The organism is Methanohalophilus halophilus, from assembly GCF_001889405.1.
Taxonomy (GTDB): Archaea; Halobacteriota; Methanosarcinia; order Methanosarcinales; family Methanosarcinaceae; genus Methanohalophilus; species Methanohalophilus halophilus.
Genome location: NZ_CP017921.1, coordinates 1138942 through 1157780, shown reverse-complemented (window position 1 = coordinate 1157780; position 18839 = coordinate 1138942). Strand labels below are relative to the sequence as shown.

At 44.5% G+C, this 18839-nt stretch carries 21 protein-coding genes; 8 read left to right on the top strand and 13 right to left on the bottom strand.

Annotated elements, in window-relative coordinates; translation table 11 throughout:
- Window positions 1-11: 11 nt before the first annotated feature.
- The 7 genes from BHR79_RS05905 (at window position 12) to truD (ending at window position 6502) form a co-directional block, all read left to right on the top strand.
- On the top strand, window positions 12-668 hold the full coding sequence (locus BHR79_RS05905; protein ID WP_072561490.1) for a potassium channel family protein: 657 nt from the start codon (window positions 12-14) through the stop codon (window positions 666-668).
- A gap of 100 nt (window positions 669-768) precedes the next feature.
- Complete coding sequence (locus BHR79_RS05900; RefSeq protein ID WP_072561489.1) at window positions 769-1026, top strand: DUF2769 domain-containing protein; 258 nt, start codon at window positions 769-771, stop codon at window positions 1024-1026.
- A 149-nt stretch (window positions 1027-1175) separates the two neighbouring features.
- The gene (locus tag BHR79_RS05895) at window positions 1176-2660 is read left to right on the top strand and encodes a glutamate synthase-related protein (protein WP_072561488.1); all 1485 of its coding nucleotides are present in this window, start codon (window positions 1176-1178) and stop codon (window positions 2658-2660) included.
- 82 nt (window positions 2661-2742) lie between these two features.
- A complete protein-coding gene (gene mptN / locus BHR79_RS05890; RefSeq protein WP_072561487.1) occupies window positions 2743-3648 on the top strand; it encodes a tetrahydromethanopterin:alpha-L-glutamate ligase in 906 nt (301 codons plus the stop codon).
- A gap of 26 nt (window positions 3649-3674) precedes the next feature.
- Window positions 3675-4022 (top strand): peptidyl-tRNA hydrolase Pth2, encoded by a 348-nt coding sequence (gene pth2, locus BHR79_RS05885; protein ID WP_072561486.1) that lies wholly within the window; start codon window positions 3675-3677, stop codon window positions 4020-4022.
- 11 nt (window positions 4023-4033) lie between these two features.
- The gene (locus BHR79_RS05880) at window positions 4034-5176 is read left to right on the top strand and encodes a transglutaminase-like domain-containing protein (RefSeq protein ID WP_072561485.1); all 1143 of its coding nucleotides are present in this window, start codon (window positions 4034-4036) and stop codon (window positions 5174-5176) included.
- 9 nt (window positions 5177-5185) lie between these two features.
- Window positions 5186-6502, top strand: coding sequence for a tRNA pseudouridine(13) synthase TruD (truD, locus tag BHR79_RS05875; RefSeq protein ID WP_072561484.1), 1317 nt, complete (start codon window positions 5186-5188; stop codon window positions 6500-6502).
- On the opposite strand, the gene pyrG is transcribed toward truD, so the two are convergent.
- From pyrG to BHR79_RS05860, 3 genes are read right to left on the bottom strand one after another with little or no spacing between them, the layout of a single operon-like run.
- Window positions 6503-8089 (bottom strand): glutamine hydrolyzing CTP synthase, encoded by a 1587-nt coding sequence (gene pyrG, locus BHR79_RS05870; RefSeq protein WP_072561483.1) that lies wholly within the window; start codon window positions 8087-8089, stop codon window positions 6503-6505.
- Window positions 8090-8102: 13 nt separating this feature from the next.
- Window positions 8103-8759 (bottom strand): DUF7524 family protein, encoded by a 657-nt coding sequence (locus BHR79_RS05865; RefSeq protein WP_072561482.1) that lies wholly within the window; start codon window positions 8757-8759, stop codon window positions 8103-8105.
- Window positions 8760-8774: 15 nt separating this feature from the next.
- Window positions 8775-8957 (bottom strand): methytransferase partner Trm112, encoded by a 183-nt coding sequence (locus tag BHR79_RS05860; protein ID WP_072561481.1) that lies wholly within the window; start codon window positions 8955-8957, stop codon window positions 8775-8777.
- A gap of 103 nt (window positions 8958-9060) precedes the next feature.
- Between BHR79_RS05860 and BHR79_RS05855 the strand changes: the two genes are divergently transcribed.
- Window positions 9061-9999, top strand: coding sequence for a nucleoside recognition protein (locus BHR79_RS05855; RefSeq protein WP_072561480.1), 939 nt, complete (start codon window positions 9061-9063; stop codon window positions 9997-9999).
- Window positions 10000-10028: 29 nt separating this feature from the next.
- Here BHR79_RS05855 and BHR79_RS05850 read toward each other — a convergent pair whose 3' ends face one another.
- From BHR79_RS05850 to fpoD, 10 genes are read right to left on the bottom strand one after another with little or no spacing between them, the layout of a single operon-like run.
- Complete coding sequence (locus BHR79_RS05850; protein WP_072561479.1) at window positions 10029-10391, bottom strand: F420H2 dehydrogenase subunit FpoO; 363 nt, start codon at window positions 10389-10391, stop codon at window positions 10029-10031.
- 1 nt (window position 10392) lies between these two features.
- Window positions 10393-11844 (bottom strand): F(420)H(2) dehydrogenase subunit N, encoded by a 1452-nt coding sequence (fpoN, locus tag BHR79_RS05845; RefSeq protein WP_072561478.1) that lies wholly within the window; start codon window positions 11842-11844, stop codon window positions 10393-10395.
- Between the two features lie 2 nt (window positions 11845-11846).
- Window positions 11847-13334 (bottom strand): F(420)H(2) dehydrogenase subunit M, encoded by a 1488-nt coding sequence (gene fpoM, locus BHR79_RS05840; RefSeq protein WP_072561477.1) that lies wholly within the window; start codon window positions 13332-13334, stop codon window positions 11847-11849.
- The gene (fpoL, locus tag BHR79_RS05835; RefSeq protein ID WP_072561476.1) at window positions 13334-15346 is read right to left on the bottom strand and encodes a F420H2 dehydrogenase subunit FpoL; all 2013 of its coding nucleotides are present in this window, start codon (window positions 15344-15346) and stop codon (window positions 13334-13336) included. Before fpoL ends, fpoM begins: the two co-directional genes overlap by 1 nt.
- A 4-nt stretch (window positions 15347-15350) precedes the next feature.
- Window positions 15351-15653 (bottom strand): F420H2 dehydrogenase subunit FpoK, encoded by a 303-nt coding sequence (gene fpoK, locus BHR79_RS05830; protein ID WP_072360379.1) that lies wholly within the window; start codon window positions 15651-15653, stop codon window positions 15351-15353.
- Window positions 15650-16003, bottom strand: a complete 354-nt coding sequence (gene fpoJ / locus BHR79_RS10815; RefSeq protein WP_276309449.1) for a F420H2 dehydrogenase subunit FpoJ — start codon at window positions 16001-16003, stop codon at window positions 15650-15652. Before fpoJ ends, fpoK begins: the two co-directional genes overlap by 4 nt.
- Window positions 15993-16265, bottom strand: coding sequence for an NADH-quinone oxidoreductase subunit J (locus tag BHR79_RS10810; RefSeq protein ID WP_072561475.1), 273 nt, complete (start codon window positions 16263-16265; stop codon window positions 15993-15995). The genes fpoJ and BHR79_RS10810 overlap by 11 nt, the downstream gene beginning before the upstream one ends.
- Window positions 16262-16675 (bottom strand): F420H2 dehydrogenase subunit FpoI, encoded by a 414-nt coding sequence (gene fpoI, locus BHR79_RS05815; protein ID WP_072561474.1) that lies wholly within the window; start codon window positions 16673-16675, stop codon window positions 16262-16264. Before fpoI ends, BHR79_RS10810 begins: the two co-directional genes overlap by 4 nt.
- Before the next feature lie 4 nt (window positions 16676-16679).
- Window positions 16680-17708 (bottom strand): F420H2 dehydrogenase subunit FpoH, encoded by a 1029-nt coding sequence (gene fpoH / locus BHR79_RS05810; RefSeq protein ID WP_072360383.1) that lies wholly within the window; start codon window positions 17706-17708, stop codon window positions 16680-16682.
- A gap of 4 nt (window positions 17709-17712) precedes the next feature.
- On the bottom strand, window positions 17713-18837 hold the full coding sequence (fpoD, locus tag BHR79_RS05805) for a F420H2 dehydrogenase subunit FpoD (RefSeq protein WP_072562314.1): 1125 nt from the start codon (window positions 18835-18837) through the stop codon (window positions 17713-17715).
- Between the last annotated feature and the right edge of the window lie 2 nt (window positions 18838-18839).

Genomic DNA, 18839 nt, shown 5'->3' with positions numbered 1-18839 from the left:
GAGTAATATGAATGAGAGTCATAATAGTAGGCGGTGGGGCACTGGGACAACATCTAGCCAAGAACCTGATAGACCAGGGATACGAAATCATCTTGATAGAAAGGAATGCTGAACATGCCAAAGAACTTGCAGAGTCATTTGATTGTACAATCATCAATGCCGAAGGAACCAAGCCCGAGATACTTGAGAAAGCAGAAATCGAGGAAGCTGATGCAGTTGTCGCCTGTACAGATAACGACCAGAACAATATCCTGATAGGCTTGATAGCCAGAAGTTCCAATAATGCCAAAATAATTGTCAAAACAAATGAAGAGCAGTTCATGGCAGTGGCAAGGAAACTGGGATTCCGGCATATCATTAATCCTTCGAACACTTCTTCCATGATAATATCGGATGTGCTAAGAGGCGTGGATACAATGGAACTAAGTAATCTTGTACGTTCCAATGTACGTTTCATCAGTATTATCGTAGGTGATAAAACTGCTGGAAAGCATCTTTCAGAACTCCCCCTCCCCTCAGAAAGCGCATTTGTGGGCCTCTACAGAGAGTCAAATTTTATTCTGGCAGGAAAAGATCCCAAAATTGAGAAGGAAGACGAATTAGTGGTAGTCACAAATAGTGATCAGATGAACAAAATATATGACCAATTCGATGAAAGTGGGGTATGATAATTTAATTTGTTATACATTTTTCAGAGGCAACGGTTAGATAAATAAGAGACATAGATCATACATCTATTATTATAAAATATAACAGGGAGTGAAATAAATGGCAGAAGAAATGAGTCTTGAGGAAATGGAACAAAAGAAAGAAATGGTAATGTCCATGTGCATATGCCCTAGCTGTCCCTCATGGGTCGAATGCGGGGAAAAGGGAGGATATTGCTTTTCAACAATCGGAAAGAGTGGCTGCATTAATGAAGAGAGTGGCTGTATTTGCGGAGGATGTCCGGTAACAGAGGAGATGGGACTTACTAACGGCTATTACTGTACCAGAGGATCCGAGAAGGAACAGCTTGGGAAGTAATCCTTCCATAATATCTTTTTTTGAGCATACATATTCCGTGCATTACGTCAGGGAAAATATATTGTAATTTTATATATGTCCACATTGCACCTGCATATCTCCGCGAATCCCTCCCGGAAAACAAAAGTGAGATACCAAACTGTGATACAATGTCCAAATACCGATGTGAGATCTGTAATGTTTTTGAGTACGACGACGATAGAGGAAATTCACTTACCGATATCAGGCCGGATACGAAACCTGAGGATTTCCCTGATGACTGGGAATGTCCTATCTGTAAAGCGAATAAGACTCACTTAAAACCCGTAAAAGAGGAGAAGGCTGAGACCCATGTAGATGAAGTTGTAACCTGTCCCTACTGTGGTACAAAAAGCAGAATGTCAATAACCACCCTCGATAAGGAGCTGGGTGGATATCTGGGGGAGTGGAAAAGGGAATCCGACGAACTGGAAAGCCATATGTCAGATATTCATCAAATATCCGTCACAGGTGAATCCGTAATCGAACCCATGAGAACAAAAATGGACGTGGTCTCCTGGGATGATATACTAATAAAAGGTGCACAACTTGCAAATTTTCCTTTAAACCATGACGAGGCAGTTACCACAGGTACAACAATCGGTCCAAAAGCAAAACGACCCCTAATGATAGACACACCTCTTTACATTACCCATATGTCATACGGAGCACTCTCACGGGAGGTTAAGATCTCCCTGGCAACCGGAAGTGCTGCTTTGGGAACTGCCATGTGCTCGGGAGAAGGCGGAATTTTGCAGGAATCTTTTGAAAAGGCACACAAATACATATTCGAATACGTACCCAACAGGTACAGTGTCACTGATGAGAACCTGCAAAAAGTGGATGCCATAGAAATAAAGATAGGCCAGTCAGTAAAACCCGGAATGGGAGGACAATTGCCGGCTGAGAAAGTAACTCCTGAGATTGCAAAGGCAAGGGGATTTCCACAGGGGGTGGATGTTATATCTCCGTCCCGCTACGAGGACATTAAGAACAAGGATGATCTCAAGAACAAGGTTTCCTGGCTCAGGGAAAAATCCGGGGGCAAACCAATCGGTATCAAGATAGCGGCAGGCAATATTGAAGCAGATCTTGAGGTTGCAATCCATGCAGACCCTGATTTTATTACAATCGACGGGCGACCCGGAGCAACCGCAGCTGCAAAAAAGTTTGTCAAACAGGCAACGTCAATGCCTACCCTATTCGCCCTGTACAGGGCCAGGAAATTTCTGGATGACAGGAACATAAAGGACATCTCACTGGTTATCACAGGTGGCCTGAGGGTTTCCTCTGATTTTGCAAAGGCACTTGCAATGGGAGCCGATGCCATAGCGATAGGCACTGCAGCCCTGATGGCATGTGCATGCCAGCAATACCGTTTGTGTGACACCGGACAGTGTCCGGTGGGGGTTACCACCCAGAATCCGGAGCTTCGAAAGAGACTGAAGATCGAATATTCCGCCAAAAAACTGGAGCATTTCCTGAGAGTTTCAACGGAGGAAATGAAGGATTTTGCCCGGTTGACGGGCAACGATGATGTCCATAAATTAAGCACAGAGGACCTGTGCACCACAAACACGGAAATTTCAGGAAATACTGATATCGGGCATGTCTGATTAAAGATATGCCATTTTTTACTAATATTTCCAATCATGGGACAAAAACATAATTATCCGATCAGGATTACATTAAATCCAGATGAAAAACATAGGAATACTCATTACCGATCCTGAAGACTGGACCACAAAATCTCTAATAGAAGCCACATCCAACAACCGCATTACCCCCATACCGATTAATCTTGCCGATGCAGAAGTGACCATCGGGACAAACATAACCTATCACGCAGGTGACATAAACCTGCAGGACCTTGATGCCATCGTTGCAAGGGATGCCGGCGGAGGCAATGGAGATGGAGTCATTTTCAGGTTTGATATTTTACGCCAGTTGGAAAGCTGTGGGATACCTGTTATCAATTCACCGGCATCAATCCAGAATGCTGCAAACAAATATCATGCTACATACCTTCTGGCAGAAGCAAATATACCGGTACCTCCCACAAAAGGCGTCCAGGATACAGAAAGTGCCATGAATACCCTGGCATCATTTGAAGACGCCATTATCAAGCCTGTATTCGGGTATAAAGGAATGGGAATATACAGGATCAAGAACGGACAGATAATCTATCCAGATGGAAATATGGATGATACACCGGTAAGGGGATTTGTAAGCAGGATGATGAATGAAAGGGGGATGTTATACATCCAGAAATATATAGCAAATCCCGGCAGGGACATACGTGCTTTTGTTGTGGGGGATGAAGTAATCGGAGCTATCTACAGGAAAGCGGAAAAGGGATGGTTAAACAATCTTAGCCAGGGTGGAAATACTGAAAAATGTATGCTGGAAAAAGAACAGGAAGAACTGTGTATCCGCACATGTGAAAAAATAGGGGCCGAATATGCAGGAGTTGACCTGATCGAAGGAAAAGACGGTAACATGGTGCTGGAAGTAAATGCAACTCCTTCCGGGGCAGGTATTTATAGAACATGGGGGATAAATCCGGCAGAGAAGATAATAGACCACCTTATGGAAAGGCTCTGACCTGATTTCCTAAAGAGGACATTAAAATGTTTACCTGCAAACAATGTATTGTGATCCGACAGGACCTGAAACTATCAAAGGGCAAACTTGCGGTACAGGTGGCCCATGCTGCAGTATCAGCATCCGAGAAGGCAGATTCCAAAATATATTCAAAATGGAAAGCTGAAGGACAGAAAAAAGTAGTACTCAAAGTGCCTGCCGAAAGGGACCTTTATGAGTTAAGGGAAATCGCCCGGGCACAGAACCTTCCCACCGCCCTGATACAGGATGCCGGCCTGACCGAGATTAAACCGGGCACTGTCACTGCTCTTGGCATAGGGCCCGCAACAAATGAAGACATAGAACGTATCACCGGTTCCCTGAAGTTGCTTTAAAGGATGGTACAATGAGGACAAAGGGTTTCATTTTACTGATAGCCCTGATTGGCATACTGATCTATATCGGCGGCCAGAATCCGGAACTTCTGCAAGAAAGCATTCCCATCTCCAATGACAGAAGTATGGAAACTGCCTATGAACCCGATACCCAAACCCTGACATACCCACAAGTACACGTTCTTGATCCAGAATATGACGATAAACCCACCCAAAGTCAGATACTGCCCCCCGGCTACAGCATATCAAGTGCTTACAGTTATGGTGAACCCTTCCGGAAAAATACCGGTATGCTCACAATGACCATCACAAATACGGGAAATAATGAAATTTACGTATATGGATACGGCATCCGGCCGGCAAGTGGAAACGGCATATACGATTTTGAAAGCGGATACCTGATACCCCCAAAAGAAGAAAAAGAACTGGGATATGCCTGTTTTGACGTACCCGACAAAACGACAATAAAACCAGAGCCTTTCATAAAGATAATGGCAATTTCCGAATCAGGTAAATGGCACGATTACGGGATGCAGTATTTTGACGCAATTGAAATCGAAACCCGAGCTGCTGCTACAGAAGTAAATCCACAATATAGTTACAACCCGGCATATCTTTTCGATAAGATAAACTCCCTTGTCAATTCATCCGACCCACAGGTCAGAAGCAAAGCTGCAAAAGCAGCAAAAGAGTACCCCGGCAAATACAATATTCACCAGGTATGTGCCCTGTATGATAATTTGATAGAAGATGTGGATTATATCAGCGATCCCCGGGGATCGGATTACTGGGTCGGCCCGGGTGAGACCCTGGAAATCGGGGCAGGAGACTGTGATGATTACGCCATCACAATGGCTTCCCTGGTGGAAGCAATCGGGGGCACATCCCGGATATACCTGACCGATACACATGCCTATGCGGCAGTTTACATCGGAACAGATGAAGACATCGATCGTATCTCAGGGGCCATAGAGCAATACTATGGGTGCGTGCCCGTATATTATGCAACCGATAAATACGGTTGCTGGTTACTTCTTGATCCGACCGCAGGCATGTATGCAGGAAGCCTGCCGGTGGAAACTGCTCCCACAGAAAACGGCTGGACATACACCAGGAATACAAATGTAACAGTAATAGATATTGCCGCAAGATGAGGATTATCCATGCAAGTGCCTGATATAGAAAAACAAACCGGTATCGACCTTTATGTAACGGAAACAGAAGGTATCGGCGGAAAGTTAAAACAAATTAGTGAAGATTTTGTTGTTGAGGAAGTCACGGGTAGGGAGGAAGGCAAGGAAGGAAAATACCTGATTCTTGAACTTACGAAAAAAAACTGGGAAACCCACCACCTGATAAGGGATATGTCCCGAATTCTGGGAATAAGTTCCAAAAGGTTTGGTTTTGCCGGTACCAAGGACAAAAGGGCACTTACCATCCAGCGTATAAGTATATACGATCTTGAAACAGAAGACGTTGAAAGAATAAAACTTAAGGATGTGGATCTGAAAGTCCTGGGCCGCTCCAACAAAGATGTGGGTTTGGGAGACCTCGTGGGAAATAAATTCAAAATCATTGTCCGGGATATCGACCTGCCACAGGAAAAACTTGATAACAGACTCCTGAATATCACTTCCACAATAAATAAACTTGATGGAGTACCCAACTTTTTCGGGATTCAGAGATTTGGCTCACGTCGTCCCATCACCCATCTTGTGGGCGAATCAATAGTAAGGGGAGATATTGAAAAAGCTGCAATAGATTATATTGGTTTGAGTTTTCCAGATGAGCACGAGAAAACAAAGCTTGTACGCGACCGTTTCTATAAGGAGCGCAACTATATCGAAAGCCTGAAAGAATATCCGGTTCAGTTGCGCTACGAAAGGGCAATGATGCACTATCTTGTGAATAATCCGGATGACTTTGCCGGAGCATTCGGCGAATTGAGTTCCAACATGCGGAATATGTTTGTCCATGCCTGCCAGTCATATATCTATAATCGGATAATCTGCAGACGGATCCGGGGAAAACTGCCCCTCAATGAAGCAGTCGAAGGTGATATTGTGTGCTTCAAGAATAAGCAGGGACTGCCAGATACCTCCCGGCTTGAAACTGTAACATCCTCCAAGGTAAAAGGAATAAATAATCTGATTCGCAGGGGCAGGGCTTTTGTGACGGCCCCGCTGGTCGGCACATCCACCGAATTTACGGACAGCTCACCGGGCAATATAGAAAAAGAAATACTCCATCAGACAGGTTTTGAACAGAACGATTTCCATATTCCCGAGATTCCTCGTATCACCTCAAAGGGCAGGCGCAGGGAAATACTGTTGAATGTCAAACCGGCTTACACAATTGCTGACGACGAATTAAATGAAGGGAAGAAAAAAGTTACACTGGAGTTCTGTCTGCCCAAGGGAAGTTATGCAACAACTGTCCTCAGGGAATACATGAAAGCAGAACCCGCAGATATGAGTTAATTATTTTCTCTTAAACATTGCTTCCACAAAGGCCCTGAAAGGAGGAGAGGGCCTGCCGGGTCTTGAGCGAAATTCAGGATGGAACTGGGAAGCAAAAAAGAAACTATGGGAAGGTATTTCGGCTATTTCCATACGATTGCGATTCTTCCCTGAAAATACCATTCCCTTCTCTTCCAGCCTATCTACAAAGTTGGGATTTACCTCATACCGGTGACGATGGCGCTCGACTATGGTATCGGTTCCATAGATTTTTTCTGCCAGTGAACCCTTTGTGAGAATGGCCTCATAATCCCCAAGCCTCATTGTGGCACCCATATTTACTATATTCTCCTGTTCCGGCAAAAGGTCAATTACCGGATAAGGAGTGTTTTCATCGAATTCGGCACTGTTGGCATTTTCCATACCCGCTACATTCCGTGCAAACTCAATAACACACAATTGCATACCAAGACACAGCCCCAGGAAAGGAATATCATTTTCCCGGGCAAACTTTACCGCCTGGATCTTGCCTTCTACACCCCGTTCCCCGAAACCACCAGGAACAAGCACACCATCATACTGCTGAAGTGTATTGATTGCCGCGGGGTCTTCATCAAAGGATTCCGAACTTACCCAGTCGGTCCTTACCTTGCATCCAACTTCAATTGCTGCATGTTTAAGGGATTCCCTTATACTTAGATAGGAATCCTCAAGATTGGTATATTTTCCAACAATTGCAAGCCTGACATCCCCGGTCGCAGAATTCATTCTTTTGACCATATCTTCCCAGGAATGGTCTTGCTGTGTTGTGACCAGATCGAGTCTTTGCATCATGTACCCTGTAAGTCCCTGTTCTTCCAGCAGGAGTGGGACATCATAAATATCATTTGAATCATGGGCACTTACTACGGCTTCCTTTGGAACATCACAGAAGAGGGACACTTTAGCACGGGTACTTTCATGCAGAGGATTTTTACATCGCGCGACAATCACATCCGGAGATAGACCAAGCTGGCGCAGATCTTTGACCGAGTGTTGTGTGGGTTTTGTTTTCTGGTCTCCCTGGGCATCAATGGGAACCAGGGTTACATGAAGGAAAATAATGTCATCCTCGGCTTCCTCCCTGTGCATCTGCCTCACCGCTTCAAGGAACGGCATACTTTCAATGTCACCCACCGTCCCGCCGACTTCAATCAGACAGATATCAGCACCACTTTTGGCTGCAACCCTGCGGATACGGGCCTTTATTTCATTGGTAATATGAGGAATGATCTGCACTGTCTTACCAAGATATTCACCCCTTCTCTCCTTTTCAATAACAGACTGGTATATCTTACCGGTAGTCAGGTTATGGTCCCATGTCAGTTCAGTGTCAAGATACCGTTCGTAGTTGCCCAGATCGAGATCTACTTCACCACCGTCTTTCAGCACATAAACTTCACCGTGCTGGAAAGGACTCATGGTACCTGCATCAATATTGATATAAGGATCTATCTTGATGGCAGTTACCTTTTGTCCCTTGTTTTTCAGGTTCCGTCCTACAGAAGCAGCAGTAATCCCCTTACCGAGACCACTCATAACACCGCCTGTGATTATAATATATTTCATTCTAAGTACCTCGTTATTTTCTGAAAACAGGTAGTTTGGTTAACATATAAGCAAATAATAAAGTCAGAAGAATAGCGATTGCCAGAGATGTATAAAAGCTGGTTGAAAAACCGGCAGGATTTAGATTAACAGATGATATTACATAATAGGCACCAAAGAGGAAACCAATTAACATAAACAAAAGGGTGATTAATTTCATATCATTTGGAGAGATGGATTTCTTAAGGAACTGGCCAAAATCCATGCTCCATTTAGTCTTTGATGCAGAAGAAGGAGGGGAAGGAATATGGACAGGTTCTATTTTCGGTTCTTCCTCTACAGGAATTCGTACGTTGTCCTGCTGGCCTATGTTTATACCAAATGATTCTGTTTTGGAGCCATATCCCATGGTAACAAAAATTGTGCCACTACTGAATACCCTGCCTTCATGAGGAATCCTGACAACAACTGGTACATATTCTTCATGGGTCACATAAGGATTGTCATCAAGGAAAGTTACATAACCATCCAGATTTTCTGAAATGGAAAAATTGACATGAGTCGGCGAACCATAGTTGATAATCACGATCTCAAAACTCTGTTCTCCACCGGGTGAGAGGGAAACCTCAACAGAAGGAATATCAAATTCAATGGAATTTACACCAAGTCTGTTGATATGTATCTGTTGCAATGGGGATTCACCTGTTTAGTCTCTCATTTCAGGAGGAAGCATGTTGGGAATGCCTGCCTCGATGGGATAATATTCGTCACATGCAGCACAATAGAGAGTACCACTAATAACCTCTTCCCCTTCATCACTGCTTATATTTAGAACTAGCTCCCCCTTGCACAGGGGACAGGCAAGGATGTTCATCATTTCTTTTTTCATGATCTTCACATCTCCAGATATTATTACTAATAATATCAAACTTCTGGTATTAATAAAAAAGGGATAAATAGATTAATTTACAGGGATTCCTATCTAAAATGATATGATCGACCTGTTATTAAGGGTTCTTGATTTTGCAGTTCCCATACTTATAATGATTTTTATTGGATTATGGGGTGCCGGACTCCTTATAGAATTGGGGCTGATGAAAAAATTATCCCGCCTCGCAAGACCTCTCCTCAAGCACACCAATCTGCCCGAGTCCTGCGGAAGTGCTTTTTTAGTTGCTATCGGATCAACGGCTGCTGCAAACAGCATGGTGGTCCAGGCAAAGGATAAAGGGTGTGTTAATGACAGGGAAGCAATACTATGTGCCCTTCTCAACAGTACACCTGCTTATGTAAGGGGGATCATAACGTATCAGATACCCATAATAATACCTGCACTGGGACCTGTAGTTGGTGGATTCTACGTGATGGTATTCATTATATCAGCCGTTGTGAAGTTTTCAGTTGTTATTATACTGAGCAAATTCTGGATAAAGGAACAAAAAAACTGTACACTGGATGACGGACATAACGGTAATAGACCGCCACTAAAGGAAGCAATGAAAGCAAGTTTCAAAAAAGAAAAGAAACTTTTCTTCAAGATTGCCACAATATACCTGGGTATGACAACCCTTGTTTTTGCACTGAGGGAGAGAGGTTTTTTTGAAATATTCAGTGTGCTGCCTCTGGCTGACCTTTTTGGGATTCCTTCAGAAAGCATCATTCCCCTGACAACTTATATTGCCAGCCCCATATTGGGAGTGTCCTTGCTTGGCCCCATGATAGGTGAGGGAAGTATATCCTATCTGCAGGCCATGATCGTCATAATGCTTGGAAGTATGTTCATGCTGCCGATATTCAGTATAAGGACTCTATTGCCAAGATATATATCTATATTCGGTCCAAAACTGGGCGTGAAAATAGTAACAATATCAACCGGAATGAGTATTCTAACAAGATTTACGATACTGGTTATATTACTCAGTATAGCTTAAAAAATAGAGGAAGGGGGGAGAATCCCCTTTTAGTGGTGTTCTCCAAAACACTCATCTTTCCTGTCATAGGCCTCATTACAGCTTTCAAGACAGCGCCTGCAGAGATGTCTTACCTCTTCATCGTATACATTCTTGAATGAGGGAACAAAGACCTCTATATCATAGATTTGGCAAGTGGTCCCACAAAGATCACAATTCTCGAATTTATTACCGGGAACGCATTTGCCTTCCTCATCTCTTTTTTCGTCAAATGTGCCTTTTGCAGAATCAAGACATTTTTCGCAAAGACCTTTCCAGATTCCTTCAGGATAAGAGTGTTCGAACCGGGGTTCAAACACTTTTACCGGACAAACGGTGGGTATTGACACACCGCACAGATCACAATCTGCCATATTAGATACCTCCGACAAGTACGCTGGCTGCTTGCATTGCAATTTTAACGAATGGCTCTGGCCATAAACCAATAGCCAGTACACCCACAAGGGAAATCAGAAGAGCTGCTACATAAGGAGCAGGCTCGGCTAGTTTTTCACCTTCATGAGGCATTGCATACATGTATCGTACAAGCCTTGCATAGTAATACAGGGAAACCGCACTGTTTAAGATTGCGATTACAGCAAGCCATACCATTCCTGCCTGAATAGTCGAGGAGAAAAGGATGAACTTACTCATGTAACCTGCTGTTGGGGGAATTCCTGCAAGTGCAAGTACAAATACTGTAAGACACAGTGCCGTTATTGGCATTTTCTTACCCAATCCCTTGAAGTTATCAAGGTGATCAGGGATTTCCGTATCCCTCTTTTCCTTTATAACCATGTAGACTACAGCGGCCGTAGCTATGAAAGCACCGGCTTTCATGAAACCATGGGCCAGGGTATAAAGTATACCTCCGGTCAGTGCCATCGGGGTCAGTACAACAAATGCCATTGAAATGTAGCCTGCCTGTGCAACAGAGGAGTAAGCGAGCATACGTTTCACACTTCTCTGGGACAGGGCCACTACATTACCATATGTCATGGTAATTACTGCCAGTACCGCAAAAGCCATCCTCCAGTCGGCCTGGATTGCCAGAAGGGCTACTATGAATACCTTGAATGCGGCAACAAATGCCATCTTCTTGGAGCCTGCGGCCAGCAGGGCCGATACAACAGAAGGTGAACCCTGGTAGGTATCCGGAGCCCACATGTGGAATGGTACAAGAGCAATCTTGAAACCAAAACCTGCTATCAGGAGTACTATTGCAAGTAAACCGATTGCGTTGGAGGCCAATACATCCATATTCTGGGCGATGCCCGGAATGGATGTGGTACCAGTTGCACCGTAAACAAAGGATATTCCCATAAGCAATAGGGCTGCTGAGAGAGCACCCATAAGCAGGTATTTCATTGATGCTTCGACAGACCGGGGGTTCTTCTTCTCAAACCCGGCAAGGGCATATGTTGCTATACTTGCCAGCTCAAAGGCCACAAAAAGAACCATGAGGTCATTGGCAGATGCCACAAACATCATACCGAAGGTGGCAAACAGCACAAGGGTATAGAAGATTTCCGTGTCTTTATTGTCTTCAGTGTACTTGATCGATGCAATGGACACAATAAGAGCAACCACCAAAAACACCAGTTTAAAGAACTGGGAAAGGGGGTCCACACTCAGGGTATCGGAAAACATCAATGCAGAAGCACTGAAGTTGCCAATCACCATTGCAAGGGCTGCCAGACAGCCTGCTGTTGCGATATAGCCAAGTACGTTTTTGGATGACGAACCCATGAAAATACCAATCGTGAGTACGATCAATCCAGTCAATGCAACTATAATTTCAGGTGCAAGTAACATCAAATCTACCATTCTTACACCCCCATTGCAGCCATAAGGCTGACTATTTCATTCGAACCTGTAATCATCATATCCAGCACCGGACTTGGGTTCAATCCGAAGTACAGTACCAGCAGGGCTATAACTGCCATGGAGAAGGTCTGTACATTGGACAGGTCAAAGACCTCTCCGATCTTTCCATTATAGACGCCAAACATAGTTCTTTGCATTGCCCAGAGATGGTAACCAGCAGTTATGACTACACCAAACAGTGCGAGTATTACAAATGTTGGCACGTTTACATAACTGAAAGTGAAAACCATGAATTCAGCGATGAAACCGGTCAAACCTGGCAATCCCAGGGAAGCCATGAAAGCCAGCATCATTATAACCGCCAGTTTGGGCATTTTTGTAGCAAGGCCTCCAAGGTCATTGATAATTCTGGTACCGGTAGAGGCCTGAATTACTCCTACGGACATGAACATTATGCTCATTATCAAACCGTGGGAAAACTGCTGGAACATTGCTCCGGATATAGACAATGCAACAAGTCCTGCAGCTCCCAGGGCCACAAAGCCCATGTGACTTACACTGGAATAGGCAACCATTCTCTTGAGATCCTTCTGGGACAGTGCTAGGAATGCACCGTACACAATACTTACAGAACCAAGCAATCCCAGGATTGTAATCATCATATCCGGGGTTCCTGTAGCAGGAAGCATTGGCAGGATAACACGGAAGATCCCGTATCCTGCAATCTTGAGCAGGATGAACAGTACACTGCCGGCAGTCGGTGCCTCTGCATAAGCATCGGGCAACCAGGAATGGAATGGCACTATTGGAAGTTTCACCAGGAAACCGAAGAGAAGTGCAAGGAATATTGCATCTCTGGCAATACCTGACCCAATCATCGGGAACTGGCTCATGAGATGGGCAATGCCCATATTTGCCACACCAGTCTGGTCCCAGGCAGCAAAGTAAAGTCCAAAGATACCCAGAAGCATCACCAGGGAAGCCACATGGGTGTAAATGAAGAACTTGATTGAAGCATGCCTCTTATTCGGACCGCCCCATATGTTCACCATGAAGAACAGCGGGATCAGTGTAAGTTCCCAGAATACATAGAAGAGGAAGAAGTCCAGGGAAATGAATACACCGATAACTGCTCCCTGCATTGCAAGGATAAGGCCGTAAAACCTGTTGGGAGTTGATCTGACATCATCCCAGGTGAACAGTATAAGCAGTGGAATTACTATTGCATTGAGCAATATAAGAGGCATTGAGATACCATCAACACCAAGGTGGTAGTTTATACCAAGACTTGGAATCCAGCTTGCCATTTCTTCAAACTGCATCGCAGCTGATGAACTGTCGAAGCTGAAATACATGTAAAGGGTCAATACCAGAGTGATAAGTGTACCCATAAGGGCCACCACACGAGCTTGCTCCCTTGTTTTCGTAAGGAATGCAAATGCTGAGAACAATAGCGGAATCAGCACTATGAGTGATAATACCGGCAACATTAGAAGACCTCCATGACGAGCTTGATCAATATTACCAGGAGACTTACTCCCGTAATGACAGCCACCGAGTAGTGCTGTATAACTCCTGTCTGTATCTTCCTGAAGGAATCCCCTACCTCTATTGTCAGGTAACTGATTACGTTGACAATACCATCAATAAACCTGTCTATGTGATAACCTGCCATAGCAAGACCTTCATAGACAAACTTGACAGCAAAGAGCTGGGTGAAGATCTCATTCTGATAGTAGCGGTTGTAGAGGAGTTTGTAAACAACATTGTTTTTTGAAACAAACCTGCTCATGTCTATTGCTTTCTGGTAGTAGATCACAAAGGCGATCAACAGACCAATTACTGCAACGATAACAGGCATCCACAGGATGAGAAGTGGTTCGTGGCCTGCATGATGGACAAGTTCATAGTTACCCACCTCTGCCAAAGCAGGGATATCCATGTTAACAAAATTGTTCACAAAGGTACTGCTTACAAACTTGTTGAATGGCTCAACAACGATAGCTCCGAAGACCAGGGCAAGTATACCCAGTATGGAAAGCGGAACTGTCATTGATGCAGGAGATTCATGTCCACCATAATTGGTCCTGGGCTTTCCGGCAAATGTCATGAACAGCAGCCTGAATATGTAAAGTGAAGTAAGCAGTGCTGCCACGATTGCAAAGAGATATGGGAACCAGTTGCCTGCATGTTCTCCAAAGAGATATGCATTCTCAATTATTGGGTCTTTACTGAAGAAACCAGTACTTCCTATAGAGGTTCCGGGTATACCGAAGCCTGCAAGGGCAAGAGATGCGGCCACCATTGTTGCAGCTGTTATCGGCATGACCTTTGCAACACCACCGAGTTCCCTCATATCATGGGTTCCAACAGCATGGATCACACTACCGGCACAAAGGAAAAGAAGTGCCTTGAAGAATGCATGGCTGATAAGGTGGAATATAGATACACCGACTGCTTCTGCACCGATGACTGCTCCCATACCCAATCCCAGCATCATGTAACCAAGCTGACTGATGGTAGAATAGGCAAGTACCCGTTTCAAATCGTTCATCACAATTCCCATTGTTGCAGCAAACAGTGCAGTGAAAGCACCCACATATGCCACTATTATGAGGGATTGTGGTGCAGCTATGAACATCGGGAAAGTTCTTGCAACCAGATACACACCGGCTGTAACCATTGTTGCAGCATGGATAAGGGCCGAAACCGTTGTTGGACCTTCCATTGCATCAGGCAGCCACACATGTAGCGGGAACTGACCGGATTTACCAACGGCCCCTCCGAAGAACAGAAGGGTGATTATCGTAAGATGGCTGACCTCAAATCCGAGGATAGTTGCATTCATGGCAGCTATTTCGGGGATGTATGAGAAAATCTCATCGAAGCGGAGCAGGTAGACACCTTCGGGAATACTGCCGTTTACCAGTTTGAAAAGATCGGCAAACAGGACAATAATACCTGCAAGGAACATGACATCTCCAATCCTCGTGGTGAGGAAAGCCTTCTTTGCCGCTGAAGCAGCGCTGGGTTTCTGGTACCAGAAACCGATCAGCAGATAAGAACACAGACCCACAAGTTCCCAGCTTATGAACAACTGGAGAATATTGTCGGACAAAATCAGACTGAGCATGGACGCAGTGAAAAGGGAGGTCTCTGCAAAGTACCTTGATTTGGCCGGGTCATGTGACATGTAGCCTACTGAATAGATGTGAATAAGCAGACTTACAAAGGTCACCATTGTGAGCATTACCGCTGCAAGCGGATCTATCAGAACACCCAGATTAAGAATTGCAAACCAGTGGTAGGACTGGCTAATTACCTGATCCGGGTTCTGCAGCAATCCTATAGTGATCAATAGAGAGATCAAAAATGATGCTGCTATTGCGAATATCGGAATTAATGCTCCGCCATATGGGGTTTTCTTACCTACAAAGAAGGTAATTACAAAGGCGAGTGCGGGTAAAAGTGGTATTAAAAACGCTAAATTATCATAAGCCATATCATTACCACCTCAACAAGTTAAGCTCGTCAAGATTGATAGCATCCCGCATCCTGTAAATGGACATCATGATTGCGAAACCTATTGCTGCTTCTGCTGCTGCCAGTGCTATCGAGAAGAGAGCAAATACCTGGCCGCTCATGTCGTCATTGTAACTGGAAAAAGCTACAAGATTAATGTTTGCTGCATTTAGCATAAGTTCCACACACATCAGGATACGAATACCGTTTTTCTGTGAAATGAAACCATAGAGTCCTATGGAAAAAATTATTGCAGAAAGTGCAAGATACCAATTAAGGGGAATCATTGGTCATCCTCTCCTTTTGCCATGTAAATAGCACCCGTGAGTGAAGACAGCAGTACAATTGAAAGAACTTCAAATGGTACTACAAAATCAGTGAATATCAGGGTACCTATGGCTTTAATATTACTCTGGTCTTCCAGATTCTGTGGGAGCTGGTCAACTGTTGTCCAGGATGTTCCGTAAAGGGATACGAGAACCACCGCAAGGAACAAACCTACAACTGCTGCCCTTACAAATGCCCTTCCAATTACTTCCAGTGGAGGGATTTCCATATGTGCAAGACGGATAAGGAACCTGCGGGGATTGAACTGGTGTACAAACGAATCCCAGATATCTGGCTTATCAGTTGCCATTATCATCACTTCCCATTGTATTCTTTGTAAGCATCACGGCAAAGAGGATCAGCACACCTATTGCACCTACATATACCAGGATCTGTACGACACCCAAAAACTGGGCATTCAGCGTGATAAACAGGCCTGCCACTGTAAACATCGAAAAGACGAGCGCTAGTGCCGCCCTGACTATATCCTTAGCCAGCACTGCAGCCAAGGAAAAGAAAATTACCACGGCTGCTAATATGAAAAAGACCAAAGCTTCTCCTATTCCAATCATTGTTCAGCCTCCGGTGCGTCAATAGGTTCTTCCCTTGCCAGTTTATCCGGTGTAAAGAGAAGATCCTCATGTTTCCACTTGATTATACCATCTGTATAAATCTTTGAACTTGAGAGGGCCTCCTGTGGACACTGGTCAATACACAAACCACAAAACAGGCAGTGTCCGACATCTATTTCGGGGAACCACCGGGTCTTGGTACTATCTTTACTTACCCTGGCCCTCACAATCTTGATTGCACAGTTGGGACAGGTATTTGCACATATTCCGCATCCGATGCATTTACTTTTATCAAGTTTTTGCAGCCCTCTGAACCTTTCAGGCAATTCCGAGCGTATTTCAGGATACATTCTGGTAACACGGGGCTTTCGGATGTTCTTTAAAGCTCTTGTGATATTTTTCAGAACCATCTAATCACGCTCCCAGATACAAACCTAATGCAATAGCCCATCCAAGGTTCAACAGGGAGAGGGGCAGGAGTTTCTTCCAGCTAAGATCAACCACCTGGTCGATCCTGAACCTCGGGACAGCCCAACGCATCATGATAATAAACATCATAACAATCGTTGCCTTGGCTATGAGGAACAGTGTTGGAAGGATTATTCCAAGTACAATATTATCAGTTACAAATCCCGGAAGGTTCCATCCACCCAGGAAAAGCAGTGAAATCAGGAATGAACCGAGAATCAAATGGAAGTATTCTGCGAAGAATCCCAGACCGAATCTCATGCCACTGTATTCAGTAAAAACACCAGCCTGAAGTTCTTCTTCGGCCTCATTCTGGTCGAAAGGAAGACGACCCATATCAGCCATCATAGCAATGAAGAATACTATGAAACCAATCGGTTGCAGGAATGCATACCATATGGGGCTCTGGGCATGGACGATCTCAACCACATCAAGAGAGCCTGCCATCACGGCAACACTTACAATGGTAATTCCCAGAGGGATCTCATAACCGATCATTCTTGCAAAGTTACGGAAAGTACCCATCATTGCATACTTGTTATTCTGTCCGTATCCGAGTACAAATATACCGATAACGGCAATAGCAGAAACGGCCTCAATGTAGAGAATACTTATGTCCATCTGGGTTGCTGCCAATACATATTCGACACCGTTTATGTAAACAGCCCCGAATGGAATAGCAACAAGCATCAAAAAGACCGACATCATAATTACAATCGGTGCACCTATATACAAAATCTTGTCTACTCTGGCAGGAATAATATCTTCTTTTGTAAACAGTTTAATTGCATCCGCAACAAGCTGCAGCAGACCCATCGGACCTACCCTGTTGGGACCATATCTTTCCTGTATATCACCGGCAAGTTTACGCTCAATCCAGATAGCGGCCATTCCGGCTCCGAAAAGAGCTCCTATCAGCGCAAGACCAACGATTGCTTTTACCCATGGAAAAATGTTTGCTGGAATATCGAACATATTTTCACCTATCCGCCTCACTGGTACATGCATCCATACTTCCCGCAATCGCTACAACATCTGCAAGCTGGGTGCCTTTTATAAGGGGTGGCAGTGCCTGCATTGTAGGGTATACGGGACCTCTGATCTTTACACGATAGGGTTTGTCAGAACCATCGGAGACCATATAGAATCCCATTTCTCCCCTTGGATCTTCAACCCTGTAAAATACCTCACCTTCCGGAACTCTCATGACAGGGGACCTGCGATCATACGGGAGGTTCTCCGGGAACAGTGGGCCGGAAGGTATCTGGTCAAGAGCCTGCTCGACAATATACATACTTTCGTATATTTCAGCGACACGCACCCAGATACGTGCGTCAATATCTCCCGCAGTTTCGGTACAAACCTTGAAGTCAAGATCATCATAAACAAGATAAGGATCATCTTTCCTTATATCAAAAGCAACACCTGTTGCACGCAGCGGTGGACCGGAAACTCCAAGATCCTTTGCTAAATCAGGAGTAAGGACACCGACTCCTACAGTACGTTCCCTGTAGATCATATCGGTTTTCATCAACTCGCCCCATTCCTCAACACCTTTTCTGACGTACTCGAATGTTTCCTTACATTTTGCCTCGAAACCTTCTGGAAGATCGTCACGTACACCACCAAAACGAAGGTATGAATGCGTAATCCTTGCACCGGTGGTCATTTCAAGGAGTTCCAGGACTTTTTCCCTTACAGCTATCGGGTACATGAACATTGAGACAAATCCAAGGAAAGAAGCATATTCCGCATATCCAAGCAGATGGCTCTGTATCCTGGAAAGTTCTTCAACTATAACCCTGATATACTGTGACCTTTCAGTTGGTTCAATGCCGACAAGCTTTTCTACGCTGCCTACGAATGCTTCTTCATTGGAAAGGGCTGCAAGGTAACATGCCCTGTCAACCACAGGAATGCCTTGAAGATAGGTCTTGCTTTCCAGTATTTTTTCAATGCCCTTATGGATGAAACCCAGCTCGACCTCAGAGTCCTGCACAGTCTCACCTTTCACTTTAACATTCAGCCTGAAAGGTCCGGGTTGTGCAACATGCTGAGGCCCCATGTGGATAAGCATCTCATCAGGACCAACATTAGTATCCATAT

What these genes read in the sequence shown, in the direction of transcription:
- BHR79_RS05905 (WP_072561490.1), top strand. Translation starts at nt 12, where the DNA reads ATGAGAGTCATAATAGTAGGCGGTGGGGCACTGGGACAACATCTAGCC.
- BHR79_RS05900 (WP_072561489.1), top strand. Translation starts at nt 769, where the DNA reads ATGGCAGAAGAAATGAGTCTTGAGGAAATGGAACAAAAGAAAGAAATG.
- BHR79_RS05895 (WP_072561488.1), top strand. Translation starts at nt 1,176, where the DNA reads ATGTCCAAATACCGATGTGAGATCTGTAATGTTTTTGAGTACGACGAC.
- mptN (WP_072561487.1), top strand. Translation starts at nt 2,743, where the DNA reads ATGAAAAACATAGGAATACTCATTACCGATCCTGAAGACTGGACCACA.
- pth2 (WP_072561486.1), top strand. Translation starts at nt 3,675, where the DNA reads ATGTTTACCTGCAAACAATGTATTGTGATCCGACAGGACCTGAAACTA.
- BHR79_RS05880 (WP_072561485.1), top strand. Translation starts at nt 4,034, where the DNA reads ATGAGGACAAAGGGTTTCATTTTACTGATAGCCCTGATTGGCATACTG.
- truD (WP_072561484.1), top strand. Translation starts at nt 5,186, where the DNA reads ATGCAAGTGCCTGATATAGAAAAACAAACCGGTATCGACCTTTATGTA.
- pyrG (WP_072561483.1), bottom strand. Translation starts at nt 8,089, where the DNA reads ATGAAATATATTATAATCACAGGCGGTGTTATGAGTGGTCTCGGTAAG.
- BHR79_RS05860 (WP_072561481.1), bottom strand. Translation starts at nt 8,957, where the DNA reads ATGAAAAAAGAAATGATGAACATCCTTGCCTGTCCCCTGTGCAAGGGG.
- BHR79_RS05855 (WP_072561480.1), top strand. Translation starts at nt 9,061, where the DNA reads ATGATCGACCTGTTATTAAGGGTTCTTGATTTTGCAGTTCCCATACTT.
- BHR79_RS05850 (WP_072561479.1), bottom strand. Translation starts at nt 10,391, where the DNA reads ATGGCAGATTGTGATCTGTGCGGTGTGTCAATACCCACCGTTTGTCCG.
- fpoN (WP_072561478.1), bottom strand. Translation starts at nt 11,844, where the DNA reads ATGGTAGATTTGATGTTACTTGCACCTGAAATTATAGTTGCATTGACT.
- fpoM (WP_072561477.1), bottom strand. Translation starts at nt 13,334, where the DNA reads ATGTTGCCGGTATTATCACTCATAGTGCTGATTCCGCTATTGTTCTCA.
- fpoL (WP_072561476.1), bottom strand. Translation starts at nt 15,346, where the DNA reads ATGGCTTATGATAATTTAGCGTTTTTAATACCACTTTTACCCGCACTC.
- fpoK (WP_072360379.1), bottom strand. Translation starts at nt 15,653, where the DNA reads ATGATTCCCCTTAATTGGTATCTTGCACTTTCTGCAATAATTTTTTCC.
- fpoJ (WP_276309449.1), bottom strand. Translation starts at nt 16,003, where the DNA reads ATGGCAACTGATAAGCCAGATATCTGGGATTCGTTTGTACACCAGTTC.
- BHR79_RS10810 (WP_072561475.1), bottom strand. Translation starts at nt 16,265, where the DNA reads ATGATTGGAATAGGAGAAGCTTTGGTCTTTTTCATATTAGCAGCCGTG.
- fpoI (WP_072561474.1), bottom strand. Translation starts at nt 16,675, where the DNA reads ATGGTTCTGAAAAATATCACAAGAGCTTTAAAGAACATCCGAAAGCCC.
- fpoH (WP_072360383.1), bottom strand. Translation starts at nt 17,708, where the DNA reads ATGTTCGATATTCCAGCAAACATTTTTCCATGGGTAAAAGCAATCGTT.
- fpoD (WP_072562314.1), bottom strand. Translation starts at nt 18,837, where the DNA reads ATGGATACTAATGTTGGTCCTGATGAGATGCTTATCCACATGGGGCCT.